The organism is Chitinophaga sp. RAB17, assembly GCF_052114225.1.
Classification (GTDB): Bacteria; Bacteroidota; Bacteroidia; order Chitinophagales; family Chitinophagaceae; genus Chitinophaga.
The window spans coordinates 184,179-205,068 of record NZ_JBFREI010000001.1; the positions used below are offsets into that span (position 1 = coordinate 184,179).

At 44.4% G+C, this 20,890-nt stretch carries 16 protein-coding genes and 2 tRNA genes; 12 read left to right on the plus strand and 6 right to left on the minus strand.

Annotation, left to right across the window (positions count from 1 at the left end; all coding sequences use genetic code 11):
- The first annotated feature begins 3 nt into the window (after positions 1-3).
- Entirely contained in the window at positions 4-882 is an 879-nt protein-coding gene (locus AB4Z08_RS00705) for a fructosamine kinase family protein (protein WP_441571840.1), read from the plus strand.
- Here the strand turns inward: AB4Z08_RS00705 and AB4Z08_RS00710 are convergent, their stop codons facing one another.
- Positions 883-3,300, minus strand: a complete 2,418-nt coding sequence (locus AB4Z08_RS00710) for a PAS domain S-box protein (RefSeq protein WP_441571841.1) — start codon at positions 3,298-3,300, stop codon at positions 883-885.
- A 246-nt stretch (positions 3,301-3,546) separates the two neighbouring features.
- Between AB4Z08_RS00710 and AB4Z08_RS00715 the strand changes: the two genes are divergently transcribed.
- From AB4Z08_RS00715 to plsX, 3 genes are read left to right on the plus strand one after another with little or no spacing between them, the layout of a single operon-like run.
- Positions 3,547-4,089, plus strand: a complete 543-nt coding sequence (locus AB4Z08_RS00715; RefSeq protein ID WP_441571842.1) for a YceD family protein — start codon at positions 3,547-3,549, stop codon at positions 4,087-4,089.
- A gap of 12 nt (positions 4,090-4,101) precedes the next feature.
- Positions 4,102-4,296, plus strand: a complete 195-nt coding sequence (gene rpmF / locus AB4Z08_RS00720) for a 50S ribosomal protein L32 (protein WP_073079237.1) — start codon at positions 4,102-4,104, stop codon at positions 4,294-4,296.
- A 47-nt stretch (positions 4,297-4,343) separates the two neighbouring features.
- Positions 4,344-5,297, plus strand: coding sequence for a phosphate acyltransferase PlsX (plsX, locus tag AB4Z08_RS00725; protein ID WP_441571843.1), 954 nt, complete (start codon positions 4,344-4,346; stop codon positions 5,295-5,297).
- A gap of 244 nt (positions 5,298-5,541) precedes the next feature.
- Here plsX and AB4Z08_RS00730 read toward each other — a convergent pair whose 3' ends face one another.
- Together AB4Z08_RS00730 and mazG are read right to left on the minus strand one after the other, a co-directional pair.
- Entirely contained in the window at positions 5,542-9,351 is a 3,810-nt protein-coding gene (locus AB4Z08_RS00730; RefSeq protein ID WP_441571844.1) for an ATP-binding protein, read from the minus strand.
- Between the two features lie 21 nt (positions 9,352-9,372).
- Positions 9,373-10,143: a nucleoside triphosphate pyrophosphohydrolase gene (mazG, locus tag AB4Z08_RS00735; RefSeq protein WP_441571845.1), complete on the minus strand. Its 771-nt coding sequence runs from the start codon at positions 10,141-10,143 to the stop codon at positions 9,373-9,375.
- Positions 10,144-10,463: 320 nt separating this feature from the next.
- Here mazG and AB4Z08_RS00740 point away from each other — a divergent pair, with 320 nt between their 5' ends.
- On the plus strand, positions 10,464-12,740 hold the full coding sequence (locus AB4Z08_RS00740) for a Tex family protein (protein ID WP_441571846.1): 2,277 nt from the start codon (positions 10,464-10,466) through the stop codon (positions 12,738-12,740).
- Positions 12,741-12,821: 81 nt separating this feature from the next.
- Here AB4Z08_RS00740 and AB4Z08_RS00745 read toward each other — a convergent pair whose 3' ends face one another.
- The 3 genes from AB4Z08_RS00745 to AB4Z08_RS00755 form a co-directional block, all read right to left on the minus strand.
- Positions 12,822-13,346, minus strand: a complete 525-nt coding sequence (locus AB4Z08_RS00745) for a hypothetical protein (RefSeq protein WP_441571847.1) — start codon at positions 13,344-13,346, stop codon at positions 12,822-12,824.
- 148 nt (positions 13,347-13,494) lie between these two features.
- On the minus strand, positions 13,495-14,274 hold the full coding sequence (locus AB4Z08_RS00750) for an enoyl-CoA hydratase-related protein (RefSeq protein ID WP_441571848.1): 780 nt from the start codon (positions 14,272-14,274) through the stop codon (positions 13,495-13,497).
- Positions 14,275-14,282: 8 nt separating this feature from the next.
- Entirely contained in the window at positions 14,283-15,287 is a 1,005-nt protein-coding gene (locus AB4Z08_RS00755; protein ID WP_441571849.1) for a DUF3667 domain-containing protein, read from the minus strand.
- A gap of 148 nt (positions 15,288-15,435) precedes the next feature.
- On the opposite strand from AB4Z08_RS00755, the gene AB4Z08_RS00760 reads away from it, so the two are divergent.
- From AB4Z08_RS00760 to AB4Z08_RS00790, 7 genes are all read left to right on the plus strand, one after another.
- A complete protein-coding gene (locus AB4Z08_RS00760; protein ID WP_441571850.1) occupies positions 15,436-16,275 on the plus strand; it encodes a hypothetical protein in 840 nt (279 codons plus the stop codon).
- A gap of 141 nt (positions 16,276-16,416) precedes the next feature.
- Positions 16,417-16,489 (plus strand) — tRNA-Gly (locus AB4Z08_RS00765).
- 17 nt (positions 16,490-16,506) lie between these two features.
- Positions 16,507-16,592, plus strand: a tRNA-Leu gene (locus tag AB4Z08_RS00770).
- A 624-nt stretch (positions 16,593-17,216) separates the two neighbouring features.
- Complete coding sequence (locus AB4Z08_RS00775) at positions 17,217-17,930, plus strand: hypothetical protein (RefSeq protein WP_441571851.1); 714 nt, start codon at positions 17,217-17,219, stop codon at positions 17,928-17,930.
- The gene (locus tag AB4Z08_RS00780; protein WP_441571852.1) at positions 17,927-18,505 is read left to right on the plus strand and encodes a hypothetical protein; all 579 of its coding nucleotides are present in this window, start codon (positions 17,927-17,929) and stop codon (positions 18,503-18,505) included. Before AB4Z08_RS00775 ends, AB4Z08_RS00780 begins: the two co-directional genes overlap by 4 nt.
- Positions 18,506-18,551: 46 nt before the next feature.
- Positions 18,552-19,058, plus strand: coding sequence for a hypothetical protein (locus tag AB4Z08_RS00785; protein ID WP_441571853.1), 507 nt, complete (start codon positions 18,552-18,554; stop codon positions 19,056-19,058).
- Between the two features lie 971 nt (positions 19,059-20,029).
- Entirely contained in the window at positions 20,030-20,872 is an 843-nt protein-coding gene (locus tag AB4Z08_RS00790; RefSeq protein ID WP_441571854.1) for a glycoside hydrolase, read from the plus strand.
- Positions 20,873-20,890 lie beyond the last annotated feature (18 nt).

Here is a 20,890-nt window from a genome sequence, read left to right on the forward strand (position 1 = left end):
AACATGATAGATGAAATTCTACAAAAACAGTTAAGTGCGGCGCTTTCCGAACAATTGAAAGTAAAAATACATATAAATGATGCAAAAAGCGTGCATGGGGGCGATATTAATGAATCTTTTCGTATAGCCACCAACGAGGGATATTTTTTTGTGAAGCTGAATGATGCGAAGCGTTATCCGGATATGTTTGCACAGGAATATACGGGTTTACTGGAATTGCAGTCGGCCGGGGCGCTGAATACGCCCAAACCGCTGGCTTACGGAAGTGTAAATGGCCGTGCTTATCTGTTACAGGAATTTCTGACCAAAGGGCAGGCGATTACTGATTTCTGGGATGATTTCGCTGTTTCCCTGGCAAAGCAGCACCGTGTTACGAAGCCTCATTATGGTTATCCGGGGTCCAATTACCTGGGAACTTTAAGGCAATACAATACACCTTACAGCAGCTGGCCGGTATTTTATGCGTTCAACCGTTTGTTGCCGCTTATCAGGATGGCTTATGACCAACAGATTGTGGACAAACAGATGGTGCAGCAGGTAGAATCGTTATGCAGGCAGTTGCCGCAGTTATTCCCGGCAGAAGTGCCGGCATTGTTGCATGGGGATTTATGGTCGGGGAACTTTATGGTGGGGGCTAATGGAAAGGCCTGTGTTTTTGATCCGGCGGTATATTATGGTCACCGGGAAATGGACCTGGCGATGACGCGGCTTTTCGGCGGATTTGACACCCGGTTTTACTACGCATACCAGGCTGCCTACCCATTGCTACCAGGGTGGCAACAGCGGATAGGCATCTGCCAGTTATATCCTTTGATGGTGCATATGATATTATTTGGAGGGAATTACTACAACAGCATCCGGGAAGTGTTGCAGTCGTACTGATTATTCACCGGGTGTGTCTATGAAATCACGCATCTTGTGATATTCTTCTTCCACGAGTGGATAAAATTTGTTCACATCTTCCTGAATTTCCTTAAAAAGGCGGGCAATATCCTCGCTGTAGAACTCCTGATTGATGCGTAGGTAGTTTTCCAGTTCCTGCATTTTGGCGCTGATCCAGGTAAGGCCTACCATGGCAAAGTTAGGTTTGAGTTTGTGTACCTGGAATTTCATTTGTTCCCATTCATGGTGTTCCACCATGATACTGAGTTTGGTGACTTCATCCCGGATAGTTCTGATAAAAATTTCAAACAGGTCTGCGGCATAGGAGATATTACTCTCATAGAGGTCTGTGAGGTACTTTACATCCAAATCGTTGTTGAACTCGAATCCACTTAGGTTCTGCACTTCTTCCATTATTAGTTCTGTTTCGTCTTCGTTTAGATATTTATTAAAAATCTGTAATAGCTGATCTGGCGTATAAGGTTTTGTGAGTATGTCTGTTATTCCTGCTGCGCGGGCCATGGTGGCGGTACCTTCCATAGCCACTGCGGTGGTAGCTATCACCGGGGTAGCCACGTTGGGTTGTTCTTCATCTGCCCTGATTTTTTGAGCCAGTTCCAGTCCATTCATGCCGGGAATGCGGATATCCATGAGGATAAGGTCGTATTGCCGGGATTCGAGAAAATAGGTTGCATCCGGTCCGTTGGTGGCAAGCTGATAGTTAATTTTATACTTTTCCAGCAGGCTCATGATGTAGCGGAGATTCATCGGGTTATCTTCAACAACCAGTACTCTGGCCTCTTCAAATGAGCGTTGCAGGAGTTTTCTGCTTAGTTTGCCGGTATTGGCCGTGAGCGGCCGGCGGCTATCCATGAAGGGGATATTGAAACTAAAGCAGGTGTTGTATCCTGTCAATTCTTCCACGGCGATGTTACCGCCCTGAAATTCCACTAATTGTTTAGCGATGGCCAGGCCGAGACCTGTGCCGCCGTATTTTTCGCGGATATCGCCTTCTGCCTGTTTATAATTCCGGAAGATGAGCTCCAGTTTATCTTTCCTGATACCTATGCCTGTATCGCATACCCGGAAACGTATCCAGAGCTTGTTATCCTGCCAGCTTTCCTGTGTGGCTTTGATAGCAATTTCACCTTCGTTGGTGAACTTCTCTGCATTTCCTAACAAATTGATTAGTATTTGGTTCAATAGCACATCGTCGCCAATCAACCAGGTATTGAGGTTGGCCTCCAGCTCAGCGGTTATTTTCACAGGGCGTCGTCCAAGTTTCAGTTCAAAGGTATGCCGCAAAGACTGGATCAGTTCACGAAGGTTAAATTCGCGTTGATTAGTTTGTATTTCTCCCGCTTCAATCCGGGAAATATCGAGAATGTCACTGACTATACCCAGCAGTATGCCGGAGGAGTGTTTCAGGATGTTGACGTATTCTGTTTGCTGGGCGTCGAGCTGGGTTTCTTCCAGCAGGTGTGCCATACCTATAATTGCGTTGAGCGGGGTTCTGATTTCGTGGCTCATGCTGGCGAGGAAGTCTTTCTGTGCATGGCGGGCTTCTTCTGCCTGTTTGCGGGCTTCTTCCAGGTCTGTTTGCAGTTTCTTCTGATGGGTGATATCCATATGGATGCCTGCACCACCCGTGATAGCGCCGTTACGATCGTAGATATTGGCGGAACTGGCCAGTATCCAGCGGGAGGAGCCGTCTTTCAGCTTTATTTCCATGTCGTATACGAGAGGCACATTTTCTTCCAGGCGTTTTCTGCGGAGGGCGCGGGCGAAGGCGCGGTTCCCTTCCGGCACAAAAACGTCTGTAATGTTTCTGCCGATGAGTTCTTCCTCCTGGTATCCGGAGAGGCGGCAGAAGCTTTCGTATACGCGGGTGATATTGCCTTTTACATCTGTTTCGCACATGGCGGCGTTGAGGTTATTAAGGATCACCCGGAATTTCTCCTCATTTCGTCTTATTTCCTCCTGTACGTTGTGACGGCGGGTGATGTCGATCGCCTGCCAGATGCTACCGCTGAATCCGTTGCCATTAAACACCGGCAGGTAAGTGATTTCCCAGATTTGTCCGTTAACGAAGGGTACTTCCCAGCCGAACCAGGGTTTTTTCTCCCGGCGCAGGGATTTCATTTTTTTCTCCAGGGGTAGCGGTTCCGTTACCATTGGTTTAAAAAAGCGGATTAGTTGGGTATAGGAAAGGTTGACCGGGCTGGCGGTCATATATTGTGCAAAAATATCATTTACCCAAATGCAGCGGTGTTTTTCATCGGTCACCAGAATGCCTGCGTTGGTGCTGTTGAGCCAGGCAGTTATGGGCAAGGAAAAGATGCCCGGAGCGCCATTTGACGGCATGCCGGTACTATCAGTAGCAGTTATTTTCTTACTGTTTCTTCCTAAGGCCTTCATTGTTATCTATGGAATGGGGAATACGGCTTTTCAATTTAATCGTTGAATTGTGAAAAACAGGTATAAGATAAACGCGAATTATGTACCTTTGCGCCTCACGCCTGGATGTCACACATCAATATGGCTGATATTTTATGATATAAATATATATATAAATAAGATATCGTTAGTGAACAAATTTATGAAATTTTTGCAATTGCAAATATTTAATTACCTTTGCATCCCTCTAAAAGTGAGGATATTGATATGAAACCACTCCGCGAATTTGATATTGCCTTTGTAGGACTAAATCCAGGGGTGCATTCATTTCAGTATGCAATCGGAGATAGTTTCTTTGAGAATTTTGAAGAGCCGAAAGATTTCAGCAACTGTGTGGTAAGTGTGAATCTTACCCTGGACAAGAAGAGTAATTTCTTCCTGTTGAAATTTGAGATCGGCGGCAAGGCGACGGTTACATGTGACCGTTGCGGGGAACCCTTCGAAATGCAGTTATGGGATGATTTCAACCAGATAGTTAAGCTGGTAGAAAATCCGGAAGAGCTGGCTAGTAGCGAAGAAGATCCGGATGTATCGTATTTATTAAAGACCGAGAGTCATTTAAATGTGGCGGACTTTATTTACGAATTCATTCATCTGAGCATTCCAATGCAACGTATACATCCTGACAATGCCGATGGCAAAAGCGGGTGTAATCCGAAAGTTATTGAAATGCTGGAACAAATGAACCAGCAGGCAAAAGAAAACGATAACCCAATCTGGAAAGGATTGGATAAATTTAAGGACAATTAAAAATTAAATAAAATGCCAAATCCTAAACGCAGACATTCTCAGCAAAGATCAGCAAAGAGAAGAACGCATTATAAGGCGGTAGCGGATACTTTAAGCACAGACAGCGCAACCGGTGAAGTGCACCTGAGACACCGTGCTCATTGGGTGGAAAACAAACTGTACTACAAAGGAAAAGTAGTGTTGGAAAAACAGAGTGCAGCTAAATAATTATTTTACTATTTTTACCCGAGCTAACAAGAACAAACTTGAGTTACATGAGAATCGGGCTTGATATGATGGGTGGCGACTTCGCGCCCACAGAAGCAGTAAAAGGAGTAAAATTATATTTAGACACTGTTGCATCTGATGTGCATCTGGTATTGATAGGGGACGAGCAACAGTTAGCTCCTTTATTAGCAGAAGTACAGCTGGACCAATCAAAATATTCAGTTGTTCATTCATCCCAGGTAATCGGGATGGATGAACACCCTACTAAGGCACTGAAAGAGAAGCCACAATCATCCATCTCTATCGGTTTTCATTTATTGAAAAATGAAAAAATAGATGCTTTCATCAGCGCAGGTAATACCGGCGCCATGATGGTGGGCACCTATTATTCCATTAAAGCCATAGAAGGAGTGCAACGTCCTACTATATCTACTCTGGTACCCCGTGAAAACGGATCGTACGGCCTCTTGCTTGACGTAGGTATCAACGCCGACTGCAAACCTGAAAACCTCGCGCAATTTGCCATTCTGGGTTCCCTATATTCCAAGCATATCCTCCAGGTGAACAACCCCAAGGTAGGCTTACTGAATATCGGTGAAGAAGAAGGCAAAGGAAATCTGCTTGCGCAAGCCACCTATCCGCTGTTAAAAGAAAGCAAACAAATCAATTTCGTTGGTAACATTGAAGGTAGAGATATCCTCTCTGAAAAAGCCGATGTAATCGTTTGTGAAGGCTTTACCGGCAACATCGTTCTTAAGATGGCTGAATCATTCCATGAAATAGCGTTAAGACGCAATATTCAGGATGATTACATGAAGAAATTTGATTCAGAATCATACGGCGGTACTCCCGTTTTAGGCGTTTCCAAACCAGTTATTATTGGTCATGGTATTTCCCAGGAAACAGCATTTAAAAACATGATACAACTGGCACAACAAATGATCGACAGCAAACTGCTGGAGAAAATTAAAGAAAGTTTTGTAGCAAAAGATGCACAGTAGTAACTGCTGAAAATTATTTAAAAAAACCGCTCTGAACATCAGAGCGGTTTTTTTACTTGTGTGCTTTTTTGTCCTGAGACAGGATTATACTGATTTTGATGATTTCCCGGATTTTTACTGGTTGACTATAAAGATTAAAAAAGATGAGAGAAGATATGGGCGAATTTCATCCGCCTATATCTTCTCTCATCTTTTTTAATCCGGGAAATCAGTATAATCCTGTCCCGGGACAAAATCCGCAGAGCTACTTTATATCCAATGGCAGCTTTACATAGAAAGTTGTGCCTTCATTCAGCTTGGTTTCAAACCATATTTCCCCACGCGCCTGCTCTGCAATGTTCTTACACATGGCAAGTCCCAGACCTGTGCCGGAAGATTTGGTGGTGAAATTAGGCACAAATATGCGGGACTGTACTTCAGTAGAAATACCTTCTCCGTTATCCGCCACACTGATTATCACATAATGATCCGCAGTAGCCCGCAACGCCACTACAATCTGCCCTTTCCTGTCATCCGGAATTGCCTGGATAGCGTTGAGCAACAGATTGGTAAACAGCCTGTTCATCTGTGTTTTATCTGCAAATACATAGAAATCCTGCGTTGGCTGGATATAGGTTACCTCGCAATCTTCATGTCCCTGGTACAATGACGTTAGAGAATGCAATACTTCATTAATCAATACTTCCTCATTATTGGGCTCTCCGATGCGGGCAAACGCGGAGAAGTCAGAAGCGATATTGGACAGGTGTTCTATTTGTTCTACCAGCGTACCAGCCACATTACGCGACAGCTCTTTTACATTAGGCGAATCGCCGGCGATCGCACGTTGCAGGTATTGTATGCTAAGCTTCATCGGCGTTAGCGGATTCTTGATTTCATGGGCTACCTGCCGGGCCATTTCACGCCATGCCCCCTCCCGCTCACTCTTGGCTAAGCGCACCGCACTCACTTCCAGCTTACGCACCATCTTATTGTACTCTTTTACCAACGCACCAATTTCATCATCTTTATCCCATTCTATTTCATCGTTACGCTGCCCCAGGTTTACGTGACGCAGTTTTTCCGTTACCAGTGAAAACGAACGGGTAATAGAGTTGGTAATCAACAACGCTACCATCCCTGCAATGAGGAAAATGAAGGCGTTAAAATTAATCAGCGCCACCAGGAAGTTCGAGATCTGCTCATTCAATTCTGTTTGTGTAGCGAAGTAAGGAACATTCAGATAAGCGATGACTTCATGTGTATCATGATTACGCAGCGGCATATACCCGGAAAGGAAAGGCATGATGCCAATATATTCCGTATGTATAAACTGTATCTGTTCGAGCCGGAACAAGCGGTAATATGCCTGCGGATCCATTTTGGCAGAGATCAGTCCTTTGTCTGTCATCATGGGCTGCGTGGTCAGTTGCAGGTTGCCATCGCGATCGTATACGTTAATATCCAATGCGCGTTCATCCGCAATATCCGCGAGAGAAGTAGATAGCTTCTTTAACAATTCTGAATCATAAATATCCCCTACCTGATCCAGGTCCCGCTGGTTTTCGAAAGCTTTCTCCACATCTTTGGCCACTTCTCTCATCGTTTTGCTCAGTCGTTCCCGGTTCTGCGCTTCGGAGCGATAGATAAAGAATTTGATTGTGGTAATGGCCAGGATCAGGAAAGAGAAGATGACTACAAAGATGATGGTACCGTGCACCTTTTTGCGGATACTCACGTTAATGAGTGTACGTAAATTGCTGATACGCATCCTTGCTTTGATAAGCAGGTCGAAAGCCTTATAGACCGCTACGATGAGCAGGAATAAGCAGAACATGTAAGCGAAGAGCGTGATAAACTCCACAAACATCCTGTTCTCTTTTACCACCACAACTACCTTATCCGCAGAGGCGCGGTAAAGTAATTCTGAGTATCCTTTAATGGATTTCACAGACATATCAGACAACGGCACATCATGCGGATACAGACGGATGGGAAACGGGAAGTCGTTGTTATTGCTCACCAGTATTCCTTTATCATATACGGCAAAAGAATAGGTGCCGGCATATTCGCGGCCGGGATCTGTCACGTCTCCTTCCACCAGCAGTTCGGGATAGAGTCTTTCCGTACTGATAGGCTTAGGTTCCAGCGTATACACTAGCCAGCCGCTGACATCATTATTGGTCTTATGAAATTCTTTCTTGGCGATATAACCGTAATCATTAAAACTACGTTCGTAATAATAGAGGTCATTTCCCGGCACCAGTGAGGGTGTGGCGGCTGTTTCTGCAAACATCTGCCGATTCAGCGTAGATAAACTGACTGTATCTGACGCAAACAGGGAAGTGCCGTTTTCATCGTATGCGTAAATGTTTACACGGAAGCGGCTGAGGTAACCCTGAAAATACGTCTGCAGGAGCAGGCTGTCGAACCTTGCTTTACGTTGTTCTCTCATGCTGCTGTCCTGGAAAAAATATTGAATCACTTCATCGTGTTCAATCTTCTTCCCGATATCATTCAGCAGCATTTCCAGGTAAGGATCTTTTTGCCGGGAGAGGTCTTCGGCCAGCTTTTGGCGGGCCAGTAGTTCCTTGTGATTATTGTAATGCACCAGTGCACCGGAGGTGGTAATGGTGAGCAGGAATAGCCAGAAAAGGAATGGTACGGTGGCCATGCTGCTTTCGAAGCGGTCGGCCAGGAAGTCGAGCAGCACAATATATACCAGCAGCCAGATGACCATAGAAATGGAGAACGGCAGTTCCGGATTATGTACCCGGAAAAGCAGCCAGATGATCCCTACAGCGCCCAGCCAGATGTATTTGGTGCGGTATTGAAAATTGGTGAGTTCATTCAGCAGGTAGTTAATAATCTGGGAGAAGAATAAAAAGCTGAACGAGATAAAGCCCAGGACCACAAAGCCGATGACACTGTACTCCGTAATGCTGAAGGAATTGGTGACATCGAAGGAGATCTTGGAGTCTATCACCAGGCTCTGGATGAGGTCTGCCAGGAATTGCTCCACGATGTAGAGGATCAGGCTGGCGATGATGATCACCACGCTCTGTGCCCATCTTTTTTTGAGTACCGGCGGATTAATGGTTTTTACATGCTCCCTGAAAAAAAGGATCATCCAGAAAGTGAGGAGTACGTTAATCAGCAGGTCGCCCAGGGAGTAAAAGATTTCATCTTTTGCGTATATCCTGGGATCAAAAATATTCAATTCTTTCAGATCAAACGGAAACGGATATACGTAACTGAGTACGCGGAGTCCGAAAACAATGAGGAACAGGAACAGGAAGCCATATAGTGGGTTAGTGGTTTTGGCCAGCAATGTAGCAAAGAGATTGAGAAAGATCAGCACACAGATGCAGCCCATAACGCGGAGTAATACGCTCAGGTTATTGGGTGGGTGTACGTGCATGCCGCCGTTATAATCGAGATAAAACAGCGTTTCTCCGTTGCCGTTATTCACCGCGAAAACGGTATGTTCCGGCTGCATTAAGAGCGGTTGTTCCCTTAAGATACTGTACTCCTCTCCCAGTTCTTCTTTGTGATAGAAGTGATTAACGAGATAGTTGTTTTTGATCGCATATTCCAGTCGTATGGGAATCACGCCCAGCAGGTATTGCCTATGGCCGGTAGCAGACTTGACTTTGCGGGTGATCACTTCATAATACCCGTTTTTGAGTTTCATGAAGCGGGAGCCGTTTTCAAGGGATGCCTGCAGTTCTTCCGGCTTTACCTGACTGGTATTCCAGAAAGTAAGCCAGATGCCGGAGCTATTGGAATCATATGCAAAGAGGTAGTATTCCAGGTTGGTCAGCCGGTCGAGTGTTTGCTGGCTATAGCTGCGTTGAAACAGGGAGGCCGAGAGGGCCGTATCCTTTGCCAGTTTCTGGAAATCCTTTTCCCGTTGCTGGATACTCTTTTCCATGCTTCGCTTCACGCCCTGGGGCGAGGAGTAGTAAGACCAATAGTTGCTGAACAGAAAGGCGAAGGTAAATAACCAGGCCGCGATGATCAGTAGATAGCCATGCCGCAGGAAAAAAAGCCGTATTTCTTTAGTATCGATCAATGCGATGTGGTTATGAAAAATTTATAATTGCTCTGTGGCTTTCACCTGGTTCCAGAGTGTATCCATTTCCGTTAAGTTCATATCATTGAGTGTGCGGCCTTGTTGGAGTGCCAGTACTTCCATGGCCTGAAAGCGACGCTGAAATTTTTTATTGGTGCGTTCCAGTGCATTTTCCGCATCTATGTCCAGGAACCGGGAGTAGTTGACCAGGGAGAACATGACATCGCCGAATTCATCTTCCATGGCGTCTTTATTACCGCTGTTGACGGCATCCTCCAGTTCATTGACTTCTTCCTTTACCTTATCCCAGACCTGGCTGGTATTATCCCATTCAAAACCGGTTTGTTTGGCCTTTTCCTGGAGGCGCATGGCTTTTACCAGGGCGGGGAGGGACAGGGGAACGCCGCTGAGTACGGAGGTTTTGCCTTCTTTCAGCTTGAGTTTCTCCCAGTTTTGCTTTACCTGTTCTTCAGTATCCGCTTTCACATCTCCATAAATATGCGGGTGACGGTGGATCAGCTTATCACACACGCCATTGATAACATCGTTGATATCGAATTTTTGTTGTTCTGCCCCTATTTTGGCATAAAACACAATATGCAGGAGGATATCGCCCAGTTCTTCCTTAATGGACTTCCAGTCTTCGTCAGTAATGGCATCTGCCAGCTCGTATGTTTCCTCAATGGTGAGCTGCCGAAGCGTTTGGATGGTTTGCTTCCGGTCCCAGGGGCATTTTTCCCTTAAATCGTCCATGATCTGCAGGAGGCGATCAAATGTAGCTGTCTTTTCCATATTTTGTAAAAATAGGGATCATTTTTAAGCTTTTAGCTTTTAGCCATTAGCTTTTAGCAAATGCAGCGAAGACCATCCGTTGCATTTGCTAAAAGCTAAAAGCTAATGGCTGAAGGCTTAAAGCTGAAGGCTAAAAGCTCCCTGTTAAATGGGGAATTCTTTTTCTTGGTAAAAAGCCCATTTTAGTTACATTTGCGAGCTATAAAATTGTAGTGATTTCATGGTTTTGAGATAGCGGAATTTTGTTGTGGCAGTGGATCCATTGCGATAATATAACCGGAAAATCTTGAAATCAAAAGATCCCAAAAATGTATTGATTTATGAATCCGAAACACATTGCGCTTATTTCATCGGAGTTAGGTATTTCCGGCAAGCAGGCAGAAAATACCATGACGCTGTTATCTGAAGGATCTACGGTACCTTTTATCAGTCGTTACCGTAAAGAGGTAACGGGTAGTTTAGATGAGGTGCAGATAGGCCGTATTGAAGACTTGCAGAAGCGTTACAAGGAGGTGGATGATCGCCGCGAATTTATTATCAAGACGATTACGGAGCAGGAAAAAATGACGCCTGAGTTGCTAGCCAAAATAGAGCAAACCTGGGTGCTGGCGGAACTGGAAGACATCTATCTTCCTTACAAGCCTAAGCGTAAAACCCGTGCTACCGTGGCTATTGAGAAAGGTCTGGAACCGCTGGCGAAGCTGTTGTTTGAACAACAGGATACAGATACTTCCAGTGCGGAAACATTTATCAATGAGCAGGTAGCTACATCAGAAGAAGCATTGAAAGGTGCGCGTGATATCATTGCAGAGTGGATCAATGAAAACGCGGAGTGCCGTGATAAGTTGCGTAAATTATTTACCAATACCGGCAAGCTTACATCTAAAGTAGTAGAAGGAAAAGAAGCAGAAGGCGATAAATATAAAGACTATTTCGAGTTTTCCGAAGACCTGCGTGAGGTACCTTCTCACCGTGTGCTGGCGATATTACGTGCAGAGCATGAAGGGATTTTATTCAGTTCTATAGCGCCTGTGGAAGAAGATGCTACAACGCTGATCAATAAGCAATTTGTAACAGGCAAAGGCAAAGCGGCTGAGCAGGTAACCAAGGCAGCAGCAGATGCTTACAAGCGTTTACTGCGTCCTTCTCTGGAGAATGAGTTCAGGGCGGTAGCGAAAGAAAAGGCGGATGCGGAAGCCATCGAGGTATTTGCAGAAAACCTGCGTCAGTTGTTGCTGGCGGCACCACTGGGACCTAAAGGCGTGATTGCTATTGACCCGGGATACAGAACCGGTTGTAAAATAGTAGCATTGGATAACCAGGGTAATATGCTGGCCAATGATGTTATTTATCCGCTGGAAAAGAATTACAAGAGAGATGATGCAGAAGCTTTACTGAAGAAGTGGGCGGATAAATATGAAACAGAAGCTATTGCCGTAGGTAATGGTACAGCGGGTCGTGAAACAGAGGAGTTTGTGAAGAAGCTGGACTTTGGCAGGAAGATCAATGTGTTCATGGTGAATGAAAGCGGCGCCTCCGTTTATTCCGCATCAGAAGTGGCGCGTGAAGAATTCCCTGATCATGATGTCACTGTTCGTGGTGCGATCTCTATCGGACGCCGTTTGATAGATCCGCTGGCGGAGCTGGTGAAAATAGATCCGAAGGCAATTGGCGTAGGACAATACCAGCATGATGTGAGCCAGTCTTCCCTGAAGCAGAGCCTGGACCGTGTAGTGGTAAGCTGTGTAAACAACGTAGGTGTAAACCTGAATACTGCCTCCAAACATTTGCTGGCCTATATTTCCGGTCTGGGTCCATCCCTGGCGGAAAACATTGTAAAATACCGCAAAGAAAACGGCGCTTTCAGCAACCGTATGCAGTTGAAGAAAGTGCATCGTTTGGGTGATAAAGCATTTGAACAGTGCGCGGGCTTCCTTCGTATTGAAAATGGGGATAATCCACTGGATAATTCTGCGGTGCATCCGGAGCGTTATGATCTGATTAAGGAAATGGCCGAGAAACAACACTGTACGGTACCTGATCTGATCGGCAAAGAAGAGCTGCGTAAGCTGATCAATGCCAAAGACTATGTGAGTCCGGAAGTGGGGATTCTTACACTGGAAGATATCCTGAAAGAGCTGGCCAAACCCAGTCGTGATCCCCGTGATGAGATTTCTATATTTGAATATGCGGAAGGCATCCACAAAATGGAAGATGTAAAACCAGGTATGGTATTACCGGGTGTGGTAACGAACATTACGGCATTTGGCGCCTTCGTGGATATAGGTGTTAAGCAGGATGGGCTGGTGCATATTTCCCATCTCTCCAATAAATTTATCAGCAACCCGAATGAAGCAGTAAAGCTGAATCAGAAGGTACAGGTAACGGTGTTGGAAATAGATGTAGCCCGCAAGCGTATTTCTTTATCCATGAAAGATAATGAGAAAGGCGGCAGCGGTGGCCAGCAGCAACAGCAGGGTCCACGCAAAGCCGAGCCTCGCAAGGAAGTGCGTAAGGATAAACCAGCAGCGAAAGAAGCGCCACTGAATGATTTCCAGGCTAAGCTGGCAGCGCTGAAGAATAAGTTTGATAATTAATTACTGATAACTTACTATAAACAAAGCAGCCTACACATTACATGTGTAGGCTGCTTTGTTTATAGTAAGATCTAAAAAAGGTCATCGTTCAAATTTCTGCATCCATTGCAGAAATTTTTCCGGGTAATCGGTATCTCCTTTTTCACTGAAGAGCATAAGGCTTCTGTTGACGGTAAAACCTATATAGATAATATCCCGATCCAGGTCTATAGCGATAACAGCTTCATCATAACCGGATTTACCGGGCATATATCCTTCATTAAAGAGGATTTTGTTTTCCACTTCTATGGGAGGTGTGACTTTAAACCGTTCGAAGAAAGACTTTTTAGCTTTGCCGACCAGGACTTCGAACCGGCTTTTCAATGGTTCTTTTTCGAAAAGACCGCTTTCCATGGCGTATTTACCATCAAAGCTGAGGAAGCCATTCCAGGATGCCACCAGGTCTGTTTGAATGGTATCGCCGCCGGCGATCATGGTATCTGTTGGGGGGAAATTAGTTTGATCTGCCAATACAACCGCCCTTACCTCTTGTGCCGGGCCATTACAGGCAATAACAAAGAACGTGAATGATAATAGTGATGCAACAGGAATCCGTTTCGCACTCATGGTTAAATTTTTATTTTTTTGATAGTAACGGGGCTCACAAGAGCTGGCGGGCACCACTTTCCCGCAGCTACAGCATTATGAATTTATCAGTGGAAGGTTAACAAGTCAGATAATAAAAAAGTTTAATGGTTTTCAATAAAATTCTGTGCTATTTTCCTTTGAACATGGGTGTTCTTTTTTCCATAAATGCCTGCATGCCTTCCTTCTGATCTTCAGATGCAAAGAGAAGATAAAAATTTTTACGTTCAAAATGTAATCCTTCTTCCAGGGAGGTATCAAAAGCTTTTAAAACTGCTTCTTTTGCCATTTTAAGGGCCATAGGACTCATTGCAGCAGTTTCCCTGGCTAACTTCACTGCTTCCTGCAAAAAGAGTTCTACGGGCACAATACGATTTATCAAGCCAGCCTGCAGGGCTTCCTGTGCTGTAATAAAACGGCCGGTCAACACCATTTCCATAGCGAGGGCTTTCCCTACTGCGCGGGTAAGTCGTTGGGTGCCGCCGGCACCGGGCATGACGCCCAGTTTTATTTCCGGTTGCCCGAAGCGGGCCGTTTCACTGGCCACAATCATATCGCACAGCATCATAAGTTCACAACCGCCGCCGAGCGCAAATCCACTCACTGCGGCGATGATAGGTTTCTTTGTTTTTTTGATGGCATCCCAGGTACTGAACTGGTCGATATTATACATATCTATGGCCGTTTTATCGGCCATCTGTTTAATATCGGCTCCTGCTGCGAAAGCTTTTTCGTTGCCACTGAGAACGATGACCCTCACTTCTTCATCTGCATCCAGCATTTTCAGGGCATCTCTCAACTCTCCCATGAGTTGCAGGTTGAGTGCATTCAGTTCTTTGGGGCGATTTAATTGGATGTGGGCTACATAGGGCGCCACTTGTTGGTGTATGATTATATATTCCGGCTGCATAATTAAAGTTAAAGAAATATCATAAACATCAATAACACATATCCGGTGAATACCAGTGCAATGGCGAAAAAATAGGCTATGAACAGGAAAACGGCTTTAAACAGGGACTTACCGATGGACTGTTTATAGTTATTGCGAAGCGCCAGTACGAGGTAGCCGAAAAAAAGCCACCAGGCGGTGCTCATGAAGGTATCACTATGAAAAATGAGGTCCAGGATAAAGGCCAGGAGCCCAACGATAAAGGCAAATGAATGGAGGTGGATGGCAAAGATGGCATGGTCTGCGTACAGCCATTTCTTTTTGTCGTAAATCCATCTCATGAACAGGGCAAAGAGTGGCAGCAGCACAAACATCAATTTGGGAATGTTGTGGGTGAACATCTCTACTATGGCCTTTTTGGTATCATTGCCGTACCTTTCTCTGATGCTGACGAGCCTTCTGAAGGCCAGTCTTTGTGCACCATGATATCGCAGGGAATCAGGCAGGGCCTGTTGCAGGGAATCAAACTGGTCTACCGTATGGATATGATCCATGTTATCGCCCATTTCAATGACGCTCTTTCCTACAGAAGAGGAGTCCTCTTCCAGCATCTTTTTGAGCCCCTCAGTACCAGTGAATGTCCTGAGGCTGTCGTTGTGGGTTTTCTCCCCAGCTTCCGTGTGCGCACTCCCTTTCTTCTTATGGTCGCCTTTATCCCCATGATACAGGGCAAATACCCCGAAAAAGAATACAAAAGAGACGAATACGTACAGCTTAATCGGGTTGACGTAACGCACCCTTTTGCCGGCCATATATTCCCTGGAAAGGAATCCGGGCCGGAACAGGAGATATTTAAGGGTAGTAAAGAACTGGGAATCGTAGTGAAAAACGTCTGCCACAAAGTGTTTGACAAGATGGCTGAAGGTTTCATGTGGCACTGTATTCTCTTGTCCGCAGTGAGTACAAAAGCGCTCAGGTACTTCCGTACCACAGTTGAGACAGTGTTTATCCTTACGTAAAGGTTGTGTTTTCAAGCGATTTAGATGGGTTGTTGTTGCAAAAAATAATACAAGATAAAAAAGAAATTACGAATTATCGCCCGGAACCGTTCAGTTAAAAAATTTTAATATGATTTTTGCGTTTTACCTTTGTCACAATTAAAAATCAGCGATTTTTACGTTCATGAAGAAAACGATTCTACTGGCACTTGGGATGCTGGCATTTGCAGGCAGGGGGTTTAGTCAATATTACTTCCAGGACATTTACAACACGCAACAGACGGTGGCTACCATGGCGCTGTTGAAAGACAACAAGGTGAAGACCCAGAAGGTGCAAACCCTGGATGCTAACCTGGAAGCAGACCCTGACTTCCGTTGCGAGCGTAGTTTAAGTCCGACTTACCACCAGATGAGGGCACAGACACAGTCCAGTTCTACCGGCTATTCTGCGATGACCTCCTCTTTTTCCAGCAAAGGACAGCTGACAAAGACGGTAGACAGCTCTTCTGCCAGCGTGACCACCACGTTATACCGTTACACCAGTGACGGGCAGCTGCAATATATCAGCAGTACTTCTATCGCGCTGCAGAGCAAGATCCGTTTTGATGAAACAAGGAGTTATAGTTATGATGCGGCAGGTCATCTGCAGCAGATGATACAGAAGAAAGGGAACGGCAGTGATTCTACCGTTATTGCATTTAAGACAGACAGCAGTGGGCATGTTACGGAGGAACTGGATAAGCGTCAGGGTAAACGTACCTATTATAATTACGATAAAGCAGGTCATCTGACAGATGTATACCGTTATCAGCCAGCGAAGAAACGTATGCTGCCCGATTATATTTTTGAATATAATGCACAGGGAAAACTGATAAAGATGACTACCGTCAACGCACAAACGTCATCGTATACAATCTGGGCATATGAGTATCAGGCCGATGGATTACCACTAAAGGAAACCTGCTATGGCAAAGGGCGGGAGATGTTAGGCATGGTGAAATACAGCTATGATCTGAATCCTTAGATACAGTTAAAAAAAAAGAGATTCGTAAAATATTTTAATTCAGGGAGAAAAAAATTTTGCAACTTCAAAAAGATTCCTATCTTTGCAATCCCAACGAAAAAAAGCCCATAGGCTGAAACGTTGTAAAGTTCTTAATTTCAAGCGAAAGTAGCTCATTTGGTAGAGCACGACCTTGCCAAGGTCGGGGTGGCCGGTTCGAGCCCGGTCTTTCGCTCTGATTATTCCCTACACTCCCTGGTGGTGGAATTGGTAGACACGCGGGACTTAAAATCCCGTTCGCAGCAATGCGAGTGACGGTTCAACTCCGTTCCGGGGAACTAAGCTGGTAAAGACTTCCAGCGATTAAAGCCGATCATAAATGATCGGCTTTTTTGTTTGGTCAAACAAATGGTCTAACAATCCTACCTAAAAACTCTCTAAAAACTTTAATGGCGCCTTGAAAATCTTTTTTTCAATGGCAACTATTTCTATCATTCTCCGAACAAATAAAAAACCCATAAGCGAGGGCACCTATCCGATAGCGATACAAATTATAAAAAATCGCAAACCATCGGTATCACACATTGGCTTATAGGGGGTTAATTTAAAATGGCGAAGAGGGGGCAATTTATCGGTATTCATTGGGTGGTACACCTACAGATGATTCAAGGCTTCTTCAATGGTATGATCGCATTGACAAATGGAGGTCAGAAGGGCTATCGGAGGCTTTTATCTTTTTACATCTACCTAACGAACGTCAATCGATTCTTTACAGTCAACGGGGCAAACGTATGTTCCTTTTGACTTAAAAGAAAGAAATTCACTGTTATTTTATTCATAATAACATCTTATCTTCAGATAGAATAGTTAATATTCCTCAAGCATTAATTAATCCCCAAGTTGTAATAACCTGATCGTTGTTAATTCCTGTTTTAAGCATGAATCAAACAAATTAAGAATTCATGAAAAAAATCCTATTTATTGCTGTAGTTTTCCTTGTTGCGATAATTTTCGCGTGTAACAAAAAGGAGTCAGTCCCACCTGTAAATGCTGCATCTGAGTCCGAGATCATTGACGCAGCTTATAACTACTTTAATGCTGAAGTTATTCCGGATATCAACAAAAATATACGTCCGGACAAATTTCCCTTATGGAGTGGAGCTAAGGTCACTCAGGACGTTACTGGTACAATAGTAACAGTCCCTGTTTTTGTTACTAAAGCGAAATATATCACTTTAGCAGATGGCAACCATGTTTCAGCCACAGAGATGACTTCTCTAAAGATTTACACTAACCCCAAAGGTGTAAAACACTATGAAGTTGTAACTCAAGTACCAGATAAAGACTATATTTTAGGACAGCTACCATTTAAAGGTGTCACGAAAATCGAAGATTGGAAAGGTAATTTTGCAAGTGCATGGGTGAACAAAAATAATAAAACGTCACCTGCGACATTTTCAACCTCTTCTAAACAATTACCATCTACAGAAAGCACTGCACCAACAGTGTGTACAGTAACAGATTGGTACGATTGCCGGACAGTTGATGATGGTCTCCACTGGGACTGTACATATAAATCAACAACAATGGTGTGCGCTGATCCTCCACCTTCTGGAGGTGGAAGTGGTGGTGGTGGTGGTGGAACAAGTAGTGGTACACCTCGGTTGTTCCGGTGACGCAGTTATATACTTTAAAAAAAGTAATTGATAGTTTAAAGAATAAATGTCAAAAAAAAGCATTAAGTAATCTAAAGGGACAGATTTTTGCAGGACGATATAGTATAATGCTTTATCAATTTTTCGGAGCACAGGCTAAGTCCACGCTGGAATTCTACTCAGGTAACACCGGTACCGATGATGCAAGAACATTGTCAGGTGGAACTTATCCCAATGCTTATTCAAGAATAATACTTAGTAATACAAACCTTCAGAATGCTTCTCAGCAATATATAGTGGCTACCATAATGCACGAAATTCTGCACGCTTATTTTGCATTAGCCAAGTGGGATCCGACAAAGGAGGATAGAGATACTAGAGATCATAGAAGAATGGCTAATGATTACGTTTGTATACTCGCTGATGCCCTGACCGAAATGTTTCCGGATATGGATTATAAAGAAGCTACTGCCTTATCCTGGGGAGGGCTTGAACTCACTGATGTATATCAGACATTACCGCAAGATGATCGAAACAAAATCGAAGCAACAAATAGTTATTATAAATTAGGTATCAGTGGTACAAAATGTCCGTAAAACAGGGATATCAATTTCTCTGCCATTTATCATAAAATAGATTTATATGAAGTCAAATATCAAGAAGACATACCTCATCATAGGGCTAACTGCTTTATTTAGCTGTGAGGCGTTCTCTCAAACAAAATTGATTGATAACCCACATACTAAAATGCTATTCGAAAAATTAGGGCAAGTGCTATTTCCGCCAATGCCGGAAGATACACAGTGTACAGTTTATTCAACTATTACATTTCACATTCGGAACGGGAAGATGTTGGATAGTATTGATTATTCGAGAGATTTGCCGCAAGGCTTCCGGGATGAATTTAGTAGGGTTATTCCTTTTTACAAAGAAACTGATTGGAACCGTGCAGTTCCCGACACAGGTCACAACTGCGAGGTTTACCAACCCTTCGTTTATTACTATTACTATATCAAACCTTGTCCGGATTCAATTCCTGACAGGCAAATGAAGAAAATGTTGAAAGAGGATATAGGTAAGAATGCGGTAAAAATGCCAACGTTTCAATTGCTACCAATACGACTGAGAGCTTATCAAGTCGTCCGTTAGGTCAGCTCCTTTAGTTATTCAGCTTTTTACCGTGTCACAGAGATTTTGAGGAAAAGCAAATAATAATGCCATTAATATTGAGGCTACCTTTTCACATAAAGGTAGCCTTTCCAGTTTATGGTACTGCAGGTGACAGGGTTCATGCAGCCATCAACGGCTCTTCCGCTTCCCATTAAGACATTCCTGAAAAGTATTCGGCGTAGCTTAAAATCCCCTTCGCAGCAATGCGAGTGACGGTTCAACTCCGTTCCGGGGAACAAGAAAAGGCATCGATGAAAATCGGTGCCTTTTTTGTTTGTATATAATAGCATCCCCGTTTATAGTTGCCGGAGTAATGGGATCTGGTTGAGTTCCTGGGAGATAGTGTAAATTTTAAGCATAAAGTTTAGTCAATCTATGAAGGGCGAATGCTATAGATCTAAGCCCGCCAGCTGCCCAAAGCCTTCATCACGGATATTTTGGGAGGAATTTTATCTTCGTTGTCTCTGAATACTCTTTTAGATCTGGTGCATTAAGAAAATCCATCATTATAGTCAACATTATCTGCAACACGTATTTTCATTATAGTGGTTCCGCCGATCCTATGCCTGGAACAGGCTATGTACATACATATGTAGCGCAGCAGAGGTGGACTTGAGGTGGACTTGATGCGGGGATGAACTTCCGGAGGTATAACCAGGATACAAGACAAATAGAGGTCAAAACCGGCCATAGCAGGGCTTCTTCAATACCAGGCTGTAGCTGCGGAGGGAGATATACTATTCAAAGACTCTTTTACAACGAAGCACGGTTGCAGTAACCTCCTCTGTCAGGGAGTACCAGGAGAAATTACCAATTCCTCCCCCTAATTAAATGAATATCTCCCCCTTCCCCCAATCAGATTCGCACGATATTCACGATGTAAACCCAAATGATACCCGCACGTAGTATCCTATTATTCACGTTAAAAGTTCCGTTTTATGAAAACTAGTATGAAAATCTTATTCGCCCTGGCCAGCCCCATCCTCCTGTCCTGCCAGAAACAAGTAGCTCCAGGTCAACTCAATGCCGCCAAAAAGGAAGCATTGGTAAAAACACAATCGGCCGCTAAAGCAGCAGAGACATGGGAAACGGTGCTGGACAACAGTTCTTTTGACAATTATACTGCATTTGAAGGCGCCTGGAATTACCTGTATCCCTGGGGATCAGACCATAACGGCACCGCACGTATGTATGGTAGTACTTCCGATCATAATCACATTTACCTGAATGGCGGCACGCTCACGATCAAAGCAGCCCGCATCAACTGGAATGAAGGTAACAGTTCCAGTGATCCCTATCTTCCTATTCGTTATCACAGCGGCGCGGTGCATGCCAAAGCACAGGTACTGATAAACGATCAGTTTCCTAACTGGGAAGTAAAAGGTGACTTCCAGGCACCATCGGTAGGTGGCTCCTGGCCTGCATTCTGGCTAACTGCGGTAAACAGCTGGCCTCCCGAAAGCGATATCCTTGAGTTCAAAGGCAATGCTACCAACTGGCAGAATACCTTCAGAACTCCGCAGGATGTTTCCAGTATCTTAACGAATGTTTCCTCCCCCGGCAACTGGCACAACTATCGCGTATGGATCACGAAAGTAAGTGCTACTGACGTGAACATTCACTATTACATCGATGGCAACTGGACGGGCATGCACGTTGCCAACTTTGTAGGTAAGCCCATGTATATTATCATTAACCTGCAGATGGAAGGCTCCAGCGGCGGTAATGGCCCTTCAGGAGATACCTATTACAGCGCTAAAAATATTTATGTAGGCCGCACGAGGGCCTGGTAAGAAAGGTGCGAATAGAAA

What these genes read in the sequence shown, in the direction of transcription:
- AB4Z08_RS00705 (WP_441571840.1), top strand. Translation starts at nt 4, where the DNA reads ATGATAGATGAAATTCTACAAAAACAGTTAAGTGCGGCGCTTTCCGAA.
- AB4Z08_RS00740 (WP_441571846.1), top strand. Translation starts at nt 10,464, where the DNA reads ATGAATCCGAAACACATTGCGCTTATTTCATCGGAGTTAGGTATTTCC.
- rpmF (WP_073079237.1), top strand. Translation starts at nt 4,102, where the DNA reads ATGCCAAATCCTAAACGCAGACATTCTCAGCAAAGATCAGCAAAGAGA.
- AB4Z08_RS00790 (WP_441571854.1), top strand. Translation starts at nt 20,030, where the DNA reads ATGAAAATCTTATTCGCCCTGGCCAGCCCCATCCTCCTGTCCTGCCAG.
- AB4Z08_RS00710 (WP_441571841.1), bottom strand. Translation starts at nt 3,300, where the DNA reads ATGAAGGCCTTAGGAAGAAACAGTAAGAAAATAACTGCTACTGATAGT.
- AB4Z08_RS00745 (WP_441571847.1), bottom strand. Translation starts at nt 13,346, where the DNA reads ATGAGTGCGAAACGGATTCCTGTTGCATCACTATTATCATTCACGTTC.
- AB4Z08_RS00775 (WP_441571851.1), top strand. Translation starts at nt 17,217, where the DNA reads ATGAAAAAAATCCTATTTATTGCTGTAGTTTTCCTTGTTGCGATAATT.
- mazG (WP_441571845.1), bottom strand. Translation starts at nt 10,143, where the DNA reads ATGGAAAAGACAGCTACATTTGATCGCCTCCTGCAGATCATGGACGAT.
- AB4Z08_RS00760 (WP_441571850.1), top strand. Translation starts at nt 15,436, where the DNA reads ATGAAGAAAACGATTCTACTGGCACTTGGGATGCTGGCATTTGCAGGC.
- AB4Z08_RS00715 (WP_441571842.1), top strand. Translation starts at nt 3,547, where the DNA reads ATGAAACCACTCCGCGAATTTGATATTGCCTTTGTAGGACTAAATCCA.
- AB4Z08_RS00785 (WP_441571853.1), top strand. Translation starts at nt 18,552, where the DNA reads ATGAAGTCAAATATCAAGAAGACATACCTCATCATAGGGCTAACTGCT.
- plsX (WP_441571843.1), top strand. Translation starts at nt 4,344, where the DNA reads ATGAGAATCGGGCTTGATATGATGGGTGGCGACTTCGCGCCCACAGAA.
- AB4Z08_RS00750 (WP_441571848.1), bottom strand. Translation starts at nt 14,274, where the DNA reads ATGCAGCCGGAATATATAATCATACACCAACAAGTGGCGCCCTATGTA.